The organism is Bradyrhizobium sp. JR4.1, from assembly GCF_040548605.1.
Lineage (GTDB): Bacteria > Pseudomonadota > Alphaproteobacteria > Rhizobiales > Xanthobacteraceae > Bradyrhizobium > Bradyrhizobium canariense.
The window spans coordinates 1-15,373 of the sequence record NZ_JBEPRY010000029.1 but is presented as its reverse complement, the minus strand read 5'-3'; the positions used below and the strand labels follow the sequence as shown (position 1 = coordinate 15,373).

The 15,373-nt window shown below is 59.6% G+C and carries 13 protein-coding genes and 3 pseudogenes; 9 read left to right on the top strand and 7 right to left on the bottom strand.

Going from position 1 to position 15,373, the window contains the following annotated elements; translation table 11 throughout:
• Positions 1-8: 8 nt before the first annotated feature.
• Positions 9-341, top strand: coding sequence for a nitrogenase stabilizing/protective protein NifW (nifW, locus tag ABIB90_RS35560; protein WP_354101476.1), 333 nt, complete (start codon positions 9-11; stop codon positions 339-341).
• A gap of 295 nt (positions 342-636) precedes the next feature.
• Here the strand turns inward: nifW and ABIB90_RS35555 are convergent, their stop codons facing one another.
• Entirely contained in the window at positions 637-1,413 is a 777-nt protein-coding gene (locus tag ABIB90_RS35555; protein WP_354101469.1) for a hypothetical protein, read from the bottom strand.
• Between the two features lie 72 nt (positions 1,414-1,485).
• Here ABIB90_RS35555 and ABIB90_RS35550 point away from each other — a divergent pair, with 72 nt between their 5' ends.
• The 4 genes from ABIB90_RS35550 (at position 1,486) to ABIB90_RS35535 (ending at position 5,354) form a co-directional block, all read left to right on the top strand.
• Complete coding sequence (locus ABIB90_RS35550) at positions 1,486-2,601, top strand: electron transfer flavoprotein subunit alpha/FixB family protein (protein WP_354101470.1); 1,116 nt, start codon at positions 1,486-1,488, stop codon at positions 2,599-2,601.
• Between the two features lie 11 nt (positions 2,602-2,612).
• The gene (locus ABIB90_RS35545) at positions 2,613-3,920 is read left to right on the top strand and encodes an FAD-dependent oxidoreductase (protein WP_354202432.1); all 1,308 of its coding nucleotides are present in this window, start codon (positions 2,613-2,615) and stop codon (positions 3,918-3,920) included.
• A gap of 17 nt (positions 3,921-3,937) precedes the next feature.
• The gene (locus ABIB90_RS35540; RefSeq protein WP_462676083.1) at positions 3,938-4,255 is read left to right on the top strand and encodes a ferredoxin family protein; all 318 of its coding nucleotides are present in this window, start codon (positions 3,938-3,940) and stop codon (positions 4,253-4,255) included.
• 460 nt (positions 4,256-4,715) lie between these two features.
• The gene (locus ABIB90_RS35535) at positions 4,716-5,354 is read left to right on the top strand and encodes a hypothetical protein (protein WP_354202431.1); all 639 of its coding nucleotides are present in this window, start codon (positions 4,716-4,718) and stop codon (positions 5,352-5,354) included.
• A gap of 595 nt (positions 5,355-5,949) precedes the next feature.
• Here ABIB90_RS35535 and ABIB90_RS35530 read toward each other — a convergent pair.
• The 3 genes and pseudogenes from ABIB90_RS35530 to ABIB90_RS35520 form a co-directional block, all read right to left on the bottom strand.
• Positions 5,950-6,309 (bottom strand): annotated as a pseudogene (locus ABIB90_RS35530) (RMD1 family protein); the annotation flags it as partial.
• 594 nt (positions 6,310-6,903) lie between these two features.
• Positions 6,904-7,218 carry an SMR family transporter gene (locus ABIB90_RS35525; protein WP_354101567.1) on the bottom strand — a complete coding sequence of 105 codons (315 nt, stop codon included), beginning with the start codon at positions 7,216-7,218 and terminating at the stop codon, positions 6,904-6,906.
• A 108-nt stretch (positions 7,219-7,326) separates the two neighbouring features.
• Entirely contained in the window at positions 7,327-8,190 is an 864-nt protein-coding gene (locus tag ABIB90_RS35520; RefSeq protein WP_354202430.1) for a radical SAM/SPASM domain-containing protein, read from the bottom strand.
• 590 nt (positions 8,191-8,780) lie between these two features.
• Here ABIB90_RS35520 and ABIB90_RS35515 point away from each other — a divergent pair.
• The 4 genes and pseudogenes from ABIB90_RS35515 to ABIB90_RS35500 all read left to right on the top strand — a co-directional run.
• Positions 8,781-9,479 (top strand): annotated as a pseudogene (locus ABIB90_RS35515) (IS5 family transposase); the annotation flags it as partial.
• Positions 9,480-9,818: 339 nt separating this feature from the next.
• A complete protein-coding gene (locus tag ABIB90_RS35510; protein ID WP_354101569.1) occupies positions 9,819-10,193 on the top strand; it encodes a DUF4189 domain-containing protein in 375 nt (124 codons plus the stop codon).
• A gap of 869 nt (positions 10,194-11,062) precedes the next feature.
• Positions 11,063-11,341, top strand: a complete 279-nt coding sequence (locus tag ABIB90_RS35505) for a hypothetical protein (RefSeq protein ID WP_354101632.1) — start codon at positions 11,063-11,065, stop codon at positions 11,339-11,341.
• Positions 11,338-11,748, top strand: coding sequence for an AAA family ATPase (locus ABIB90_RS35500; RefSeq protein WP_354130031.1), 411 nt, complete (start codon positions 11,338-11,340; stop codon positions 11,746-11,748). Before ABIB90_RS35505 ends, ABIB90_RS35500 begins: the two co-directional genes overlap by 4 nt.
• Positions 11,749-12,271: 523 nt before the next feature.
• Here the strand turns inward: ABIB90_RS35500 and ABIB90_RS35495 are convergent.
• From ABIB90_RS35495 to ABIB90_RS35485, 3 genes and pseudogenes are all read right to left on the bottom strand, one after another.
• Positions 12,272-12,373 (bottom strand): annotated as a pseudogene (locus ABIB90_RS35495) (ribulose-phosphate 3-epimerase); the annotation flags it as partial.
• A gap of 528 nt (positions 12,374-12,901) precedes the next feature.
• On the bottom strand, positions 12,902-14,233 hold the full coding sequence (locus tag ABIB90_RS35490) for an IS5 family transposase (RefSeq protein ID WP_354202429.1): 1,332 nt from the start codon (positions 14,231-14,233) through the stop codon (positions 12,902-12,904).
• Positions 14,234-14,539: 306 nt separating this feature from the next.
• Positions 14,540-14,719 carry a hypothetical protein gene (locus ABIB90_RS35485; protein ID WP_354101570.1) on the bottom strand — a complete coding sequence of 60 codons (180 nt, stop codon included), beginning with the start codon at positions 14,717-14,719 and terminating at the stop codon, positions 14,540-14,542.
• Between the last annotated feature and the right edge of the window lie 654 nt (positions 14,720-15,373).

Genomic DNA, 15,373 nt, shown 5'->3' with positions numbered 1-15,373 from the left:
AGATGACAATGACGACGGACGGGATTCTTGCGCGATTGAACAAGGCCTCGGCGGCAGAGGAGTTTTTTGAGCTGCTCGGCGTCGAGTACGAGGCGAAAATCGTCAACGTGGCGCGGCTGCACATTCTGCGTCGCATGGGTCAATACCTCGCGTGCGAGACGTTGAGCGGTGCATCCGATCCCGACATCGCCTTGCGCTGCAAAGCCACGCTTGAGCGCGCCTATGCCGACTTCGTCACGTCCTCCCCCATCGAACAACGCGTATTCAAAGTCCTGAAGGATGCGGCCGCACAACGAGCCAACAAGCATCCAGCATTGGTTCAGCTCGGATCCTTGGAATAAATTGAGCTTACCGGTCGTGCTCTCGCCCGTGTAAGTTCACGGAGCCTGCCGCCACGCAGGCCATCGATTCAAGCCGAAGTTGAAGCTACGGCCGGCGGATCCGCAGATGTTACTCTCGGCTCCTTAACGGCCAATCACGGCTTAGCCCGCGTATTTCCAGCGTTTGAAGCTGGTGGCCAGGGTGCACCTATCTCCTGTGACCGTACGCCGGCGGGGGGGCACACATTGGGCAAGGAAAGCGCATCAACGTTCGGATGACCGCCTTCTGTCGCCTTCCGGACATGCGTCAGCACCGTTATCGAATGTTCCCATCCTCGCCAGAGGCTGCCAAGCCGATTTCCTTCAGCAAGATTCTGTACTGGCGGCCAATTTTCATCGCATGCGCATTTGGTACGACATTTGCTGACATAAGCTCCGCTAGTCTGGAGAAGCGCATGCACATCTTGATCCGCATCGAGCTCGTTTTTGACGCCGCGCAGGTTTGCGCGCGATGATGCGTCGCCATGCCAAAGTGATTGTCGCATGTCCGGCTGAGCTGAAAGCTGCGCTTGATCCGCGCCAAAGGTTCGTCGACGAAATCACCGCCGTTCGCCGATCCCTGGCCGAAGTGTGGCGGCGGCAGCCCTTGCTGCCCAGCGCCGCCCGTGTGGCACCGTTGACGGGCGGCTTGACCGCCGGCGCTCGTGCCCTCGGCAAGAGTTGTTGGCCTCTCGCTGCAATCGGCAGGATCTCGAGGCCATTCGGAGCAGTGGATCGCGTTTTCACCACCAAGCACGCGTCCCACAATGATATCAGCCGAGCCTCTGGCAGGGTCCTCGATCCCTTCCAGCTCGGTTGCATCTGGACGATGAGGGGGACCCATCCATCGGATCACGGGACCGCGCGCTTGGATGCCACACCAGCGCTCATTGCCAAATGGTGGCCCCAGAATGCCGAACCCGGAAAGAACCCGAAGCGCGCTTCCGGGGTCATCCACACATTGACCGATGTCTGTCTTGGCCCGCGCTGCTGCCAGGCGGTGCTGGCACAATGACGGCGGGCACCCGGTTGAAAATTTAACTGAGATCTTCAAGCGCGAAGTCGAAGCTCAAAGGCGGAGCACGCTTCGCTGGCGAGCCGTTACTGAACACGGATGGGAGTACACATGATGAGCACCGCACCCAATAGCGCAGCTCCGGCCGCGGGTGGTGGTCGCGCGGCGACCAAGAGGGAGCTGCCCGAACGATTTAAGGCCTATAGGCACGTCTGGGTCTTCATCGAGCAGGAACGCGGGGTTGTGCATCCCGTCTCCTGGGAGCTGATGGGAGCCGGCCGCCGACTCGCCGATAAGCTCAACGTCGATCTCGCCGCGGTCGTCATTGGCCCGGTCGGCGAGACAACGCAGCAGGCTGTCGCCGAATCCTTCTGCTACGGCGGCGACCTCGCCTATATCGTCGCGGACAATCTCTTGGCCGATTATCGCAACGAGTCCTATACCAAGGCCCTGTCTGAGCTGGTCAACATTTACAAGCCGGAAATCCTACTCCTAGGGGCAACTACACTCGGCCGCGACCTCGCCGGCTCAGTGGCCACCACACTGCTCACCGGCCTTACCGCCGACTGCACCGAGCTCGATGTCGATGCCGACGGCTCGCTTGCAGCGACCCGGCCGACGTTTGGCGGCTCACTGTTGTGCACTATCTATACACTCAATTATCGTCCACAGATGGCAACCGTCCGCCCGCGGGTGATGCCAATGCCCGAGCGCGTGACGGGCGCCGTCTCGCGCGTGATCTCGCATCCGCTCGGGCTTGTAGAAGAGGATATCGTCACAAAAGTCCTGTCGTTCCTGCCCGACCGCGATTCTATGAAGTCCAACCTTGCCTATGCCGACGTGGTCGTCGCTGGAGGGCTTGGTCTGGGATCGCCCGAGAACTTCCAACTCGTACAGCAGCTTGCAGACGTGCTTGGCGCCGAATATGGCTGCTCGCGGCCGCTGGTCCAGAAGGGCTGGGTCACCTCGGACCGGCAAATCGGCCAGACCGGGAAAACCATTCGGCCAAAGCTTTATATCGCGGCCGGTATTTCCGGAGCGATCCAGCATCGCGTTGGCGTAGAGGGGGGCGACCTCATCGTTGCGATCAATACCGACAAGAATGCCCCGATCTTCGACTTCGCCCATATCGGCATCGTCACCGACGCCATTCGACTGTTGCCGGCATTGACCTCTGCATTCCGCGCGCGGCTGTCGCCGCACTCGCACGACCGCATCGCCGGCTAGGGGAGCTTGTTATGATCGAGGAAAAATTCGACGCGATCGTCGTCGGTGCTGGCATGGGCGGGAATGCGGCGGCGCTTACCATGGCCGAGCGGGGCCTCAAAGTGCTGCAGCTGGAGCGCGGCGAGTATTCGGGGTCCAAGAACGTGCAGGGCGCCATCCTTTATGCCGACATGCTGGAGAAGCTGATCCCGAATTTCCGAGAAGATGCGCCGCTTGAGCGGCATCTGGTCGAGCAACGCTTCTGGATCGTGGACGAGCGTTCGCACACCGGGCTTCACTATCGCTCCGATGATTTCAATGAGGAGAAGCCGAACCGCTACACCATCATCCGGGCCCAATTCGATAAATGGTTCTCGCAGAAGGTTCGCGAGGCCGGCGCCACGGTGCTCTGCGAGACCACGGTGACCGAGCTCCTCCGGGATTCCCATGGGAGGGTCGTCGGGGTGCGCACAGACCGCGAGGGGGGAGAAATCCATGCAGATGTCGTCGTGCTGGCGGAGGGGGTGAACGGGGTGCTCGGGACGCGTGCAGGCTTAAGAGGGCGGCCGAAAGCGGATAAGGTGGCACTCGCGGTCAAGGAAATGCACTTCCTGTCGCGCGAGACAATCGATGCTCGCTTCAATCTCAAGGGCGACGAGGGGCTCGTCATCGAAGCCGCCGGAACCATCTCCCGCGGCATGACCGGTATGGGTTTCATCTATGCCAACAAGGAATGCATCTCGCTGGGTATTGGGTGTCTCGTTGCCGACTTCCAGCGTACCGGCGAGACGCCCTACGGCCTGCTGGAGAACTTCAAGCGTCACCCCTCGGTCGCGCCGCTGATCGAGGGTTCGGAAGTAAAGGAATATTCCGCGCATTTGATCCCCGAAGGTGGGTACAAGGCCATCCCGCAGCTTTGTGGGGAGGGCTGGCTCGTCGTTGGAGACGCCGCCCAGCTCAACAACGCCATCCATCGCGAGGGGTCCAACCTGGCGATGACCTCCGGCCGTATCGCGGCGGAAGCGATATGTCTCATCAAATCGCGAAAAGCTCCAATGACGGCCAAAAACCTTTCACTTTTCAACAAAATGCTGACCGATTCCTTCGTGATCAAGGACCTGAAGAAGTACAAGGATATGCCGGCACTGTTGCATACCCACTCCCAGAACTTCTTTCTCACATATCCGCAACTCTTCTCGAAGGCGATGCAGGACTACGTGCGCGTCGACGGCACACCAAAGCTCGAGAAGGAGAAGCTAATGCTGAAGTCGTTCATCAAGGCGCGGTCATGGAGTGGACTGTTCAGCGATGCCCTGCGCATTGCGCGCGCCTGGCGCTGATGACAAAGCAGATGACGATGAACGAAGGAGCCAAAAACGTGCCGAGCGAGCCATCCGGACGTGTCGAGGACAAACTATTCTACAACCGTTATCTCGTTGATTCCGGCCCCGCCCATATCAAGGTGCGGCCGCACACCACGCCATCGCCGCGGCTCTTATCGATGCTGAAGGCCTGCCCTGCGCGGTGCTACGAGCTCAACGATAAAGGCCATGTTGAGGTTACAGTCGACGGGTGTATCGAGTGCGGCACCTGCCGGGTAATCTGCGAAGAAAGCGGTGATATCGAGTGGAGCTACCCACGCGGTGGTTACGGTGTTCTATTCAAATTTGGCTGAAGGTCCAGGGAAGGACCTGACCTTGGCCCGATCCAGCGTTCTCGATGCAAGAGATCAGCGCGACATCGAGATTTCACCCGGGCACATTTACGGGTCGTAATCTTTCCATCTACCGGGCGGGCCCTTGCGTGCTGGACAACCGCAGCTTGTCACGTTTCGCGATAGTATGCCCGAAGATAACCAAAGCGAGCGGATCCGAAGCAAGGGGGCCGCGCATTTGTAAGATTCGATCGTCCATCTCGTATCTGGTCGACGGATCTTGTTTCTCTTGCCAAACTCTCTGGTCGGTTTGGTCCTCTTTGGAAGGGCTGGCGGAGATCCGCCTGCTGCGACCGCCTCGCGGCGCTGCCCAACACCTGCGTACGAAATGCTCGAAGCTTGACTTCGCTCGCCCACAGCCGCCGACCGACAGCTGAGAAAAGCAAGAGCAGATCACGGAATTTGCGCCATCCAGAGTCCTTTGCGCGACCGCCGGCTCCGCGATCGTCAGGCGGGCTGCGCACATGCAGCACACAATTTTGCACTTTCATTCGGCTGTATCGGCGGGATATATCGTCGGCCGGAGAGCATAGCCATGGTTCGAGTACAAAAGAGCAGGGCAGCCGCTAACGCGCGGCGAGCAGAGGCACGTCGTCAGAGTTCGGCTGGTGACATCCAGGCGCGCATAGCCGAACTGAGAGGTTTGCCGCGCGAGGAGCTCGCGGATGCGGTGTTCATGCTCTCGATGAATGCAAGACGGCAGGGCGAGTTGATACGGCAGGCGATCGACAAGCGCGCCGAGTTCGACCTCGACTTTGACCCGCCGGCGAATGCCGATTTGGCGACCTATCTCGCGAATGATATGGTCTCGATTCTACGCCGCCACGCTGCCAAGCTTCCGAGCTTGCTGGATGTCTTGGTTCAGCGAGCGCCTGACGTCTGCTTCACCGTCCATCGGGAGGAGGCTGTTTCGCTGTTTGCCGCAACCCTTCGCGAACAGCGGCTCGAAGGAGTCCTTGAAGGTCTCAGGCTCGCCGGGCTCTTGAGTACGCCAGCGAAGGATCGCCATGCCGGGATCGGTTCGGCAGCGGATTTGGGTGGAGCTGCCGACCGCGCGTGAATGTCCAGGGCGCTCGCGGGGACACTCCCTGCAGTCGGAATGTCCACTGGGAACGGGATCTCAGAAATCTCGGCGCCTGCTTGCGAGGCCAAGACCGCGTCGAAAGTCGCGGCGCAGTTCCCTTGTTGCGCCAGAGCGGCGAAACGCGCCGCTCAACTCGGCGAGGCGCTCTGGTTGAAATCGGCCGTACCGCGAGTCGCTGGGTGCACGTTGGTGGAGGACCCAGGAAGATCTAGCAAATGTTCCCCGACCCAGTCGACAATAGCAGACAAGCTCAGTGGCGGTCCGCTGCAAACCGGGCAAAGGACCATCTCGCGTGGCGCCGGATCGCCGAGATGAACGCTCCGCCATGCGTCTGCCATACACCCATTATCTCTATACCGGGGAAATGCGCCGAACTCGCCTCGGCTATTTGCTGGATTCGCGAGCCGCACAGACATCGCCGAACCTCGCGCCACGAACACGGCGAAGACCTGGCCGAAACTTGCGGCTGAGTGCGGCGGAGCGGCGCGTCGCGCGCCAATGCCGGCCAGGTCAGTCAACAAGCCCGCTCAAAGCCCACGCAAGCGCCTTGCATGCTACGAGCAGCGGCACTTCAGTGAGCTGCTGTAATAATTTGAAAGCATCCGATCCCAACTTCCATCACGATCAGCACGACTATAATCCACTCAAGACGCAGCGAGCGCCGTGGGTCGACAATGTCCGTCAGTGCGTTAGCCGTTCCGGAGATGGCCGACAGCTTGCGGTCAAGCGTCTCAAGACGCTCCTTCAGTTCGTATTCGTCTTTCAGACGCGAATAGAGCCGCTCGAGCTCCGGCTTCTCCCAGAGTGCGTCGGGCTTTTCGGCAATTGCGACGCGGCCCGCGACGCGCTGCTGAACCAGGAGCGCATTGCCGATCACTTGGAGAATGCCCGTGCGCCCCCGCGCCGTCCGGCCGCCTTCGGCTAGTTCACCGTCCCCGCCGTCGGTCCACTGGTAAATTCCCCTTTTTGCCAGAGCGGACCGGTGTGCACTCAGCCTTCGCTTCGTCTGCGACATTTCGACAGCAAGAGCTATGCCAGAAGAAGCCGTGCCTGGATTGATCGTGGTGTTGACCATGCTTGCACTGTGCACCATCGTCTGACTCCGGCAAGCGAGCTTTCGTGGCCGCCGGGAGCATCAGCCGCACAGCTGGCGGCGCATTGCTGTTCCGTTCGCACGGCGATCTCGGCAGCGAATTGTTCGTGCCATTCCGGGGGGTGCTATCGTGCCAGACGCGATGGCCGGACACGCCCGATTGGCGACTGGCGTATCGTCCGCACCCTGGGCTTCCGCATTGCGACACTGAGGGTCGCGGTCAGCAGGTCTCGGCCCAGAGGGCTTGCATCGGCATCTGGTTCACGGCGACTTTTCTGGCCACACCATCACCCCGCCATTCTCGGCGCCGTATCCTCGGCGGTGCGCTGGGAACGCGGCCAGCTCAATTGTCTATGCCTGACAATCACGGTGCCGCCCTCGGCGATTGTTGCGGCGCTGACCTGGTGGGCGTCAATGCTTTCCATGTTCTCGTCAGGACACGAACTTCAGCCCGACAATGCCGGCGACGATCAGTCCCATGCTGGCAACGCGAAACGCGGCGGCCGGCTTCCCGAAGAGGATAATGCCGAGCGCTGCGGGCCCGACCGCACCAATGCCGGTCCAGACCGCATAGGCAGTTCCAATGGGCAGCGTCTTCAGGGCAACGCCGAGCAGGATCACGCCGCCGGCCATTGCCGCGAGCGTGAGCACGGACGGAAAGAGCTTGCTGAAGCCGTCGGCGTATTTGAGGCCGATTGCGCAGCCGACCTCCAGCAGGCCCGCGGCCAACAAAATGCTCAAGGCCATGGCGACCCTCCCTTCATGGCAGGGTCGTCCCGCGGCTGATGATGAGCTGGCCGTCCTCGCCAAAGCTTGCGAACGCTTCGATCGGGCAGGGTCAACTTCTCTCAAACATCAGCATTGCAACGTTATGGCCTCGGCGAATTGACACGATCGACAAAGCAGAAAGCCGTCCGCTCCGTTCATGCGATCGGAAATCTCGCAAAAACTCGCCCCTTCGAAGAGATCCTTGTACGTGTCGCGGAGGAGGTTGCCCAAAACATGTCGTCGCTCAAAGTCCATGCAGCAGAAAGTAACGTCGCCGTTTGGGAGAAGAACATTGCGATACTGCCGTTCGTCAGGACACGCCAGTGCTCCGACGAGTGGCTGTCGTGCTCCAACCACCTTGAGCTCGCCGCCGCCAGCGCTGCTGTGAGGCGGACGCGAGCGGACCAGCACTTCCTCAGGAATGATGTCGACAAGTTCTGGATGAACCTCGCCCCTGACTATGAAGAGCAATGATGAAATGTCGGAATCGACAAGTTGGCGCATCAAATCGACATAGTTGCGCCTGACGAGACTACTATCCATGTGTGTGCCGTCATCAAAAACATGCACCAGGAAAACGCGGAACTGCAGCGCAAGCAAGCGTCGTAGATCCTGGCCGTTCATTCCTACCAGGCTTGTTAAAATCCGGATGCCATGGCCACACGCGTAGGCGTGCTCAACCATTTCGGTGCAAGCCGGATTGAGCCAAGGCTCGGAGTAGCCGGAAAAGCTGATGTCGACAGCGGCTGGTACGCGCGCCAGGCACCGCTTGAAATCTTGGAGAGAGAGATCCTTCACCTCGGATATTTCTCTCTGGCGTTCGGCAAACTTGTCCTGCGGGCAATAAGAACATCCGACGACACAGCCCGTTGTCGTAGTTATCTCCAAAATCCTGCCGCCAGTGATTGCAGAACGCAGTTCCTGTCGAGCCATCGCGTCTATATTGTCCACTTTCCGCGCTCCACTGTTTGGAAGAAAGAGATCTTGAGGGGAGGTCGATTTGAATCCCTCATGCCGGATTGCTCACGCATCATTCTCGATGCGCCGCTGATCGTCGCTTTGCGGCACGGTCGCAAACTCGGCCGCGACAGATAAAGACAGCACCGCGGCTCTCCCCCGTTACCGCCGTCGACCAGCAGGGTCGGGCGGCCGCCGAGTGCACATGCATGGGTGGGTTGATCTAACGTCTCGTTTATTCCAACAAGCATCACTCATGCCATTGGCGCTATTGTGTCCACAAGTCGAACGTCCGTGAAAATGTCGTCACAACTGCGCGATAGGAGGCGTAACTCTACCCGACCGATATCGTACAAGGTGACGCTACGTGCGATTTAAGCTCTCTGGGAAATGAGAAGGCAGCCTTATGAAATCTAAGGTACTGCCGCCACCTCAAGCACGTCGGGATGTATTGGCATCACAGGGTCGGAGATGGCGGGAGGCGGTGCATTGACACCTCTGGTACGTGGTTTGTTTCTCGAGGCGAGTGGTATCGTGCGTCGGGCTCACCTCAAGCGCCGCGTGTTTCTCTTGCGTCCGTGTTCTTGATTCGGGGGCAAGAGAATGCTCGCAGGTTTGTTTTGGCTGAATGACAGGTAATGGGGTCGTATCCAACCTCATCTGCCGACGGGACCGACGGGGCCGGATCGGGACGACGATCGGCGCATCATCAGCGGTATTGTTCACATGCTGCAATCGGGGGCGGCATGCCGTGATTGTCCGCGCCAATACGGTCCTTACACGACGACCTACAATCGCTTCAATCGCTGGGCCAAGCGCGAACGATGGTGCCCAATCTTTCAAGCACCGGCCAAACCGGGCAAAGATGCCGTCGTGCTGTCGCTCGACTCGACTTCGATCAAAGCTCATCGGTGTGCCTCCGGCGGAAAAGGGGGAGCACAATCAGGCAATCGGCCGCTCGCGGGGAGGCCGTACGACAAAAATCCATGCGCTGAGCGATCAGCATCGCCGACCGATCGTCCTGCTGACCCAGGTCAGGATGCCGACATCGCTGCCGCGCCCGATGTTCTGGCGCTCGCACCACCCTGAGCGCGCTTCTCGCAGACAAAGGGTAGGACGGGGACAACCTTCGCGCCGAAATCGCTGGTCGCGGTGCCAGGCCCGTCATTCCCAATAAATCCAACCGTGTCGTCATTCATCGCTTCAACAAATGCGTCTACAGAGGCCGAAATGTCATCGGACGCTGCTTTTGCCGGCTCAATGACTTGCGCCGCATCGCCCTAGTTTGCTGTAACGCGGCTTGGACCGTGAAATCCTCTCGCAGGAGTTGGCGGTAGCCCACCGCAAGTTTCCCAGGGCGCCGCGCGTTGCCAAAAAGGAATTGCCTTCAACCCAGATCAAGTCCGTGGGCAAGGTCCGGATGCGTCAGATCCTTGTCCGCTTTCTGACAGCGGTGCACAAAGCTGTCAGATTCAAAACACGGTGCGCCGTATGCGCATCGCGAACTGTTTCAAAGCACAATCAGGCGCTTAATGCGCGCCAGGAGCGCTGGCACGGCCCTTGCTCTATCTCGCCGTAGGGCAATAGCGGTGCGATGCTCAAATCCAAATGGGGGAAAGTGAATGCGTAAACTAATAATCGGCGCCCTCGCGCTGTTCATTTCAAACACTACCGCGTTCGCCGGCTCCGGGGCCATCGCATACTCCAAACCAGATGACGTGATCGGTTTCTCGTACGGATCTGGATCACAACGGCACGCTAGATGGTGGGCCCTGCTTAACTGTCGCGGCAACGGCGGCTCGGATTGCCGAATCGCAGCTTACGAAAATAACGCTTGCGCCGCCGTTGCCATAGGCAGGGGACGCGGGGTGGGACGTGCGTGGTCGTCCTACCCAATTGGTGAATTGGAAGAGGAGCGATCGCAACAAGGCGCGCTGATCAGATGCGATGAGACCGGCGACGAGGACTGCAAAGTCCGGGCCTTGGTTTGCCACTAACTCGCCGCGAATGAATCCCGGACGTAGTTGTCATAGTTTCGGTCAACGGCTCTAGGGCGGCGCGTCCGGCGAACCGGACCGGCTTTTGTGAAACGAGCCCGGACGGTCTCGGCCTTTCGTCTTCAATCCTCGCGCTCATTTAAGTGTTCCTTGCCGGAGGCACTCGCGCGAAGGGCTCGTCGTTTCGCGGCGATGGCTAGCACTGCCTGTCGCGCGGGTGCCTTGTTAACCGGTCTCGCAACTGCACGCGCTGTCAAGGGCCGCCGTTCCGGCGTCGCTATCACTGCCCCTAAGGCGGGGTGCCATCCTTTCCGCCTCCATTGCGCTTCGGCCGTCCTTTAATTACGCCGGATGGACGTGTACCAAGGCCGCCTATGCCCGCCGCCTTGTCTTCGGGCCCGCGCATGACGATCTTCACCGGGCCAGGTACTCGGCAAAGCGATTCGCCAGCACGAGGCAATGGTTCTCTGGCTTTAGCCTGCCGCGCCAAGCTCTGGACCTTGCGAAGGTGATCGTGTCGCGAAGACTGGACGAGGTCTATGGCAGCCTTCACCCATCCCAATCCAGCTCGGCGCCCAATCAAGGGGCGGGCACACGAATTCTAATCCCCGACGGCCCGAGCTGACGATCGCTTGTTCCTGTGTTGTTCGCAACTGGCGCGGAGTCGCTGTATAACATCTGTACTTGCCGCGCCAGGGCCGGATCGCCGGGGCTCGCTAAGGCCGCCCGGCCGAACCGCCGCCGTTAGCCTGCATCTGGCTGTGGTTGACGTCGCTTTAACGGCTGAAAGGCATGGTGGGGACCGACGATCAAAACTATGTTTGTCGCCAGAATAGATGAGTGGACCGCTAATGGCTCGCGGCGAGTTGATGAAAAAGCTGTTGGCGAGTTACGGCCGGGACGACGAGTACCGGGCTGTCGCCGAACAGATCATTCTGGAGGAGGAGCAGAAGAACAACCGCGTTCTGGCGCGGTCGCTCCGCCAGACCCTCGACCATGCCTCGAATCGCGCGCCACCCCCGCGGGCGCTGGCGCCACTCGTTCCGTTCACGGATGCGGCCAACGACTTCGGCGAGCGCGTCGAGCCGGAGCATACCAAGAGCGACATCGTTCTCAGCAAGGCCAACATCCGGATTTTTCCGGACTGATCCAGGAATTCCGCCGAGCTGATGATATCCGTCGCAGCGGACTGCCGGTACGGTCCAAGTTACTGTTCTGCGGACCTCCGGGCTGCGGCAAGACTCTTTGCACCGAGATCTTCGCAGGTGAGCTCGGCCTTCCGCTGTTCGTGGTCAAGATCGACCGCCTGATCTCGTCTTATCTCGGCGAAACCGCGACCAACGTTCGCAAGATTTTCGAGTTCGCGCGCAAGCAGCCCTGCGTCCTTTTTCTCGACGAATTCGATGCCCTGGCGCGCTCGCGTGACGATACGAGCGAGCACAACGAGCTGCGGCGCGTGGTCAACAGCGTTTTGATCTTCATCGACCGGATCAAGCCGAAGGGCTTTTTGGTCGCGGCGACCAATCTCGACCAGTCTCTCGACCTTGCGGTCTGAGCAAATTGCCGAGTACATTGATGCGCGGGGCGCGACGGGGTCGGGAGAATATCGTCCCCGAACCGTTCAGCGAAAATCCGTCGCCGACACTGGGGCACCTCGCAAACGAACCGCCGCGTGATCACGCGGAGTCGTATTTCCTTCCCGGAACACGGCAAATCCGCGACTCGTCTGTCATATCGGCTATGTATTCGGCGCGATTTCGCCCCGCACAGTGGGCACCCGGCTGCATCGCCCTCGGATCGGACGCTAAAATAATCCAGTCAGATGAATCACTTACGCTCTCGATAACCAACCCACTCGGCACAAGCGACGAGATTCGAATACCGACTGGCATGGCTGATTCCCCCGTTGGAGAACCGCAAACTCGGCAGACAAAATCATCAGATGTGAGTCAGACCCCTTATCCCATGCCGAAATACACATGATGCAGAACTCCGGCAAATTCGTCCCTCTTGCCGCCACCAATCGTAAACGAATCAAGATACGCGGCATTGATCCGAAGCTCGTGTCATGCCGATCGTGCCGGCGCGATCATGAGATGCACGTCGAACATTTTCTTCGTCAGCGGCCGGATCGCCTTGATGATGTCCGCGCCATAACTGATGTTCGAAGTCAGCCAGCCAAGGGTTGCGCCAATGGCGGCGCCCGGCAGGTTCGTCTGATAGCTATCATGAGGTGTTTCCAGCCGTCGAATTCATAGCTCCCCGGACTGGCGAGTCTCCGAGGGGTTTGACGGCGCGATTGCGGGTTCGATCAGATGTGATGGAGATATTCGGATTGACGCCCGCTCAGACTCGGCTCGTTTATGGTAAGAAGGAAGAGCGCTGAGGAAATTGACTTCGATATGAAGATTTCGTCGGGGACGGCACGGAACCATTTCGAGGCCTCTTTGGCGAGCCGGGACTAGGCGGCAACCGGAGTTGGTATCTCTATTGTCCCGTTTCCGATAAGAGGCCCCGGATGCATTCGTCGGCTGTTGCATTCTAACTATGCTGTGCGCCGTAATCGACTCAATCGGCAATAGTTGTCCTCTACGCTTTTCCTGCGAATGTCCGGTGTCCGATCAACCAGCGGAGCCGAGCCATCTGAACCCTCAAAAGGGTTTCGCCTAGAAAATAGTCGTTCGTGAAGAACGTCCCTGAGCACCGTTTTACGCAAGGTGTGGTTGCGATAGGTGGCGACAGAGTATCCATAACAGGCCGCATAAAAGTTCGGTGAGCCAGCGGCGGAGCAGGCTGAAGTTGTAGCCGGCGGCGGCGAGCACGGCGTTGGTGCGGTCGCCGTCGCGACCCTTGAGATGGTTACGGCGCATTCGGTGGTCGTCCTTGAGATGGCCGATCACAGGCTCGACGGCGGCGCGACGCCGCATCTCGCGGCGGATGGCTTTGGTGACACGGCGAACCTGGCCGCTGATCCAGACCTTGAACCGGTCGGGATAGTTGTGGCCGCGGTAGCCCTTGTCGCCGTGGATGCGGCGCGCTGCAACACCAGTGAGCTTTTCGAGGTCGGCGATGACGGGACCGAGCGTGTGGCCGTCATAGGGATTGCCGTGCAGGGCCTTGGCCAGTACGAACTGCCCGCCTTTGGGCGCGGTGGCAGGCGTGGCAATCGAGACTTTGCAGCCAAATTCGTAAGGTGCTCGGGCCTTGCCTTTGCCGATGCACTCCACCTCGGGGGCGTGCAACGAGTAGACCTTGGGACCGCGCTGACGCTGCTCTTGATGGCGAACCCGGTGGGCAAGATCGAGCAGCGGACCAAAGCGATCCTCAAGGGCAGGGTCGCCCTCGATCTTGCGTCTGATGTCACGGATGATGCGGCCAAGCCGGGTGCGCAGGAATTTGAGCTCTCGCCGGGCACGCTTGAACTGGTGGGCATGCGTGTAGCGTCCCACCATGATGGCGGCGCGCCTGGCCACGCGCAGATAGCTTTGGCGCAGTTCGACGCTCTCGCGTTTGGCCAAACCGACCAGCTTCTCGATCGCCCGGTGCATGAGCCGCGCATCGCTCGGATGCGCGATCGCCTTCTCCTGTACGGTGGTATCCACAACGACCCGCTCGAGATCTTTGGTCTCGATTGCCCCAGTTCGATGCGCCACCGAGAGGCTTTCTTGCAACAGCGCGGCGATCTGCTCCTCACCCAGCCGCTGGCGCCAGCGGGTCAGCGACGAGCGATCGAATGGCAAGTCGTGCCGGAACACCACCTCGCCGCAGAAATACTGAAAATACGGGTTCTCGACCCACCTGTCGCACAGCCCCTCGTCAGAGAGATTGTGCATGTGCTTGAGGATGAATAGTCCGGCTACCAATCGTGTCGGCAACGGTGGCTGCCCCGGCCCGAGGCGACAGACCGAACTGAAGCGTCCCGCCAGGAAGTCCCAATCGATCTCCGCCGCCAGACGCACCAACGGATGGCGAAGGTTGATGATCTTCTCCAGAGATGGACGAAACAGATCGTCCTGACGATCGTCGCGCGGATGGCTCATGGGTTCTCCCCAACAGCGAATCTCGCCGTCAAAGGAATCACGAAGCCGCCCAATCCGGAATCCAAAAACGCAAGAAAACCAGGACCTACCCACGGCTTTCTTGCAAAATCGAATACTTGCTCGCGTCAAATCACTGCGACAGATCAATCGCTTCCGAATTCTTCACGGGCGACAAAATAGGAGCCCCACCCTATGGATAGGGGGGGCTGCTCCCTGACCCCCGGCGGGAACCACGGTGCCAAACAGCGCGCTACGAGGCAACGTTCGTTTCCCTCCGGGCCGGTCGTTCGGTGGCCCGCCAGAGATTCACGCGCGCTCCGATCTTCGATCCTCGGCCTCTCTTACGACGTTGCGCAACGCAATTTCAGAAAGGCGCACAACCAGCTGTTTGAGGCGAGCAATCTGTCGCTTGCAGTGCGCCAGCTCGAGCTGTTCGTCCGTCATCAGCGATACTTCATGGCGATTTCCGTTGTCGTCATGATTCATATCGAACTTTTTCCGAGCATGTGAGTGCGAAGGAAGAGTTTTGCTTTGCTCGCCAACTATTAATAGCGAAGTCTGGGCGGAGCGCCGACAATACAGCACCGGACGTACGAACGGTGCCTTTACTCGCCCGAGCGTGTTGCTCCGGCCACAGATTGGAACGTTACGTACAAAAATCCTCCGCTTGGTTATGACCCTAATGCTTTGCGCAGCGATCACATCGCGTGCTTCCCATTAGCAGCTCGGAATCGTGCCCTGCCCCTTGTCAGGTTATTGCAGGACTATCTCCTATTACAAAATGCATCGACATCAAACCCGGGGGGCCCAGCCCAGCACTTAACATTGGCCTCCGATCGATCGCCTTCGCCCTCTCTCAACGGGGCGGATCACTCCATCGGCTAGTCGGGGCTGCGGACGCAGGGGTCGCAGGTTCGAATCCTGCCACTCCGACCATTATTTCAAGTGTCCAGACCGGAGACATAGGTAACAGGTCGTACCTAAGACATGGGTGACAACCTCGTGCCGAACGGGTTGTCGAGGGGTTTCAAAGTCGTTTACTCCAAAAGTCGATCCAGTTTGAGGCCGCTGGTCAGCGATCTGCTGTGTTCCGGCGAGACGCATCCATGGCCTGGCCATTGTTGCTTGGCTCGCGCTGTC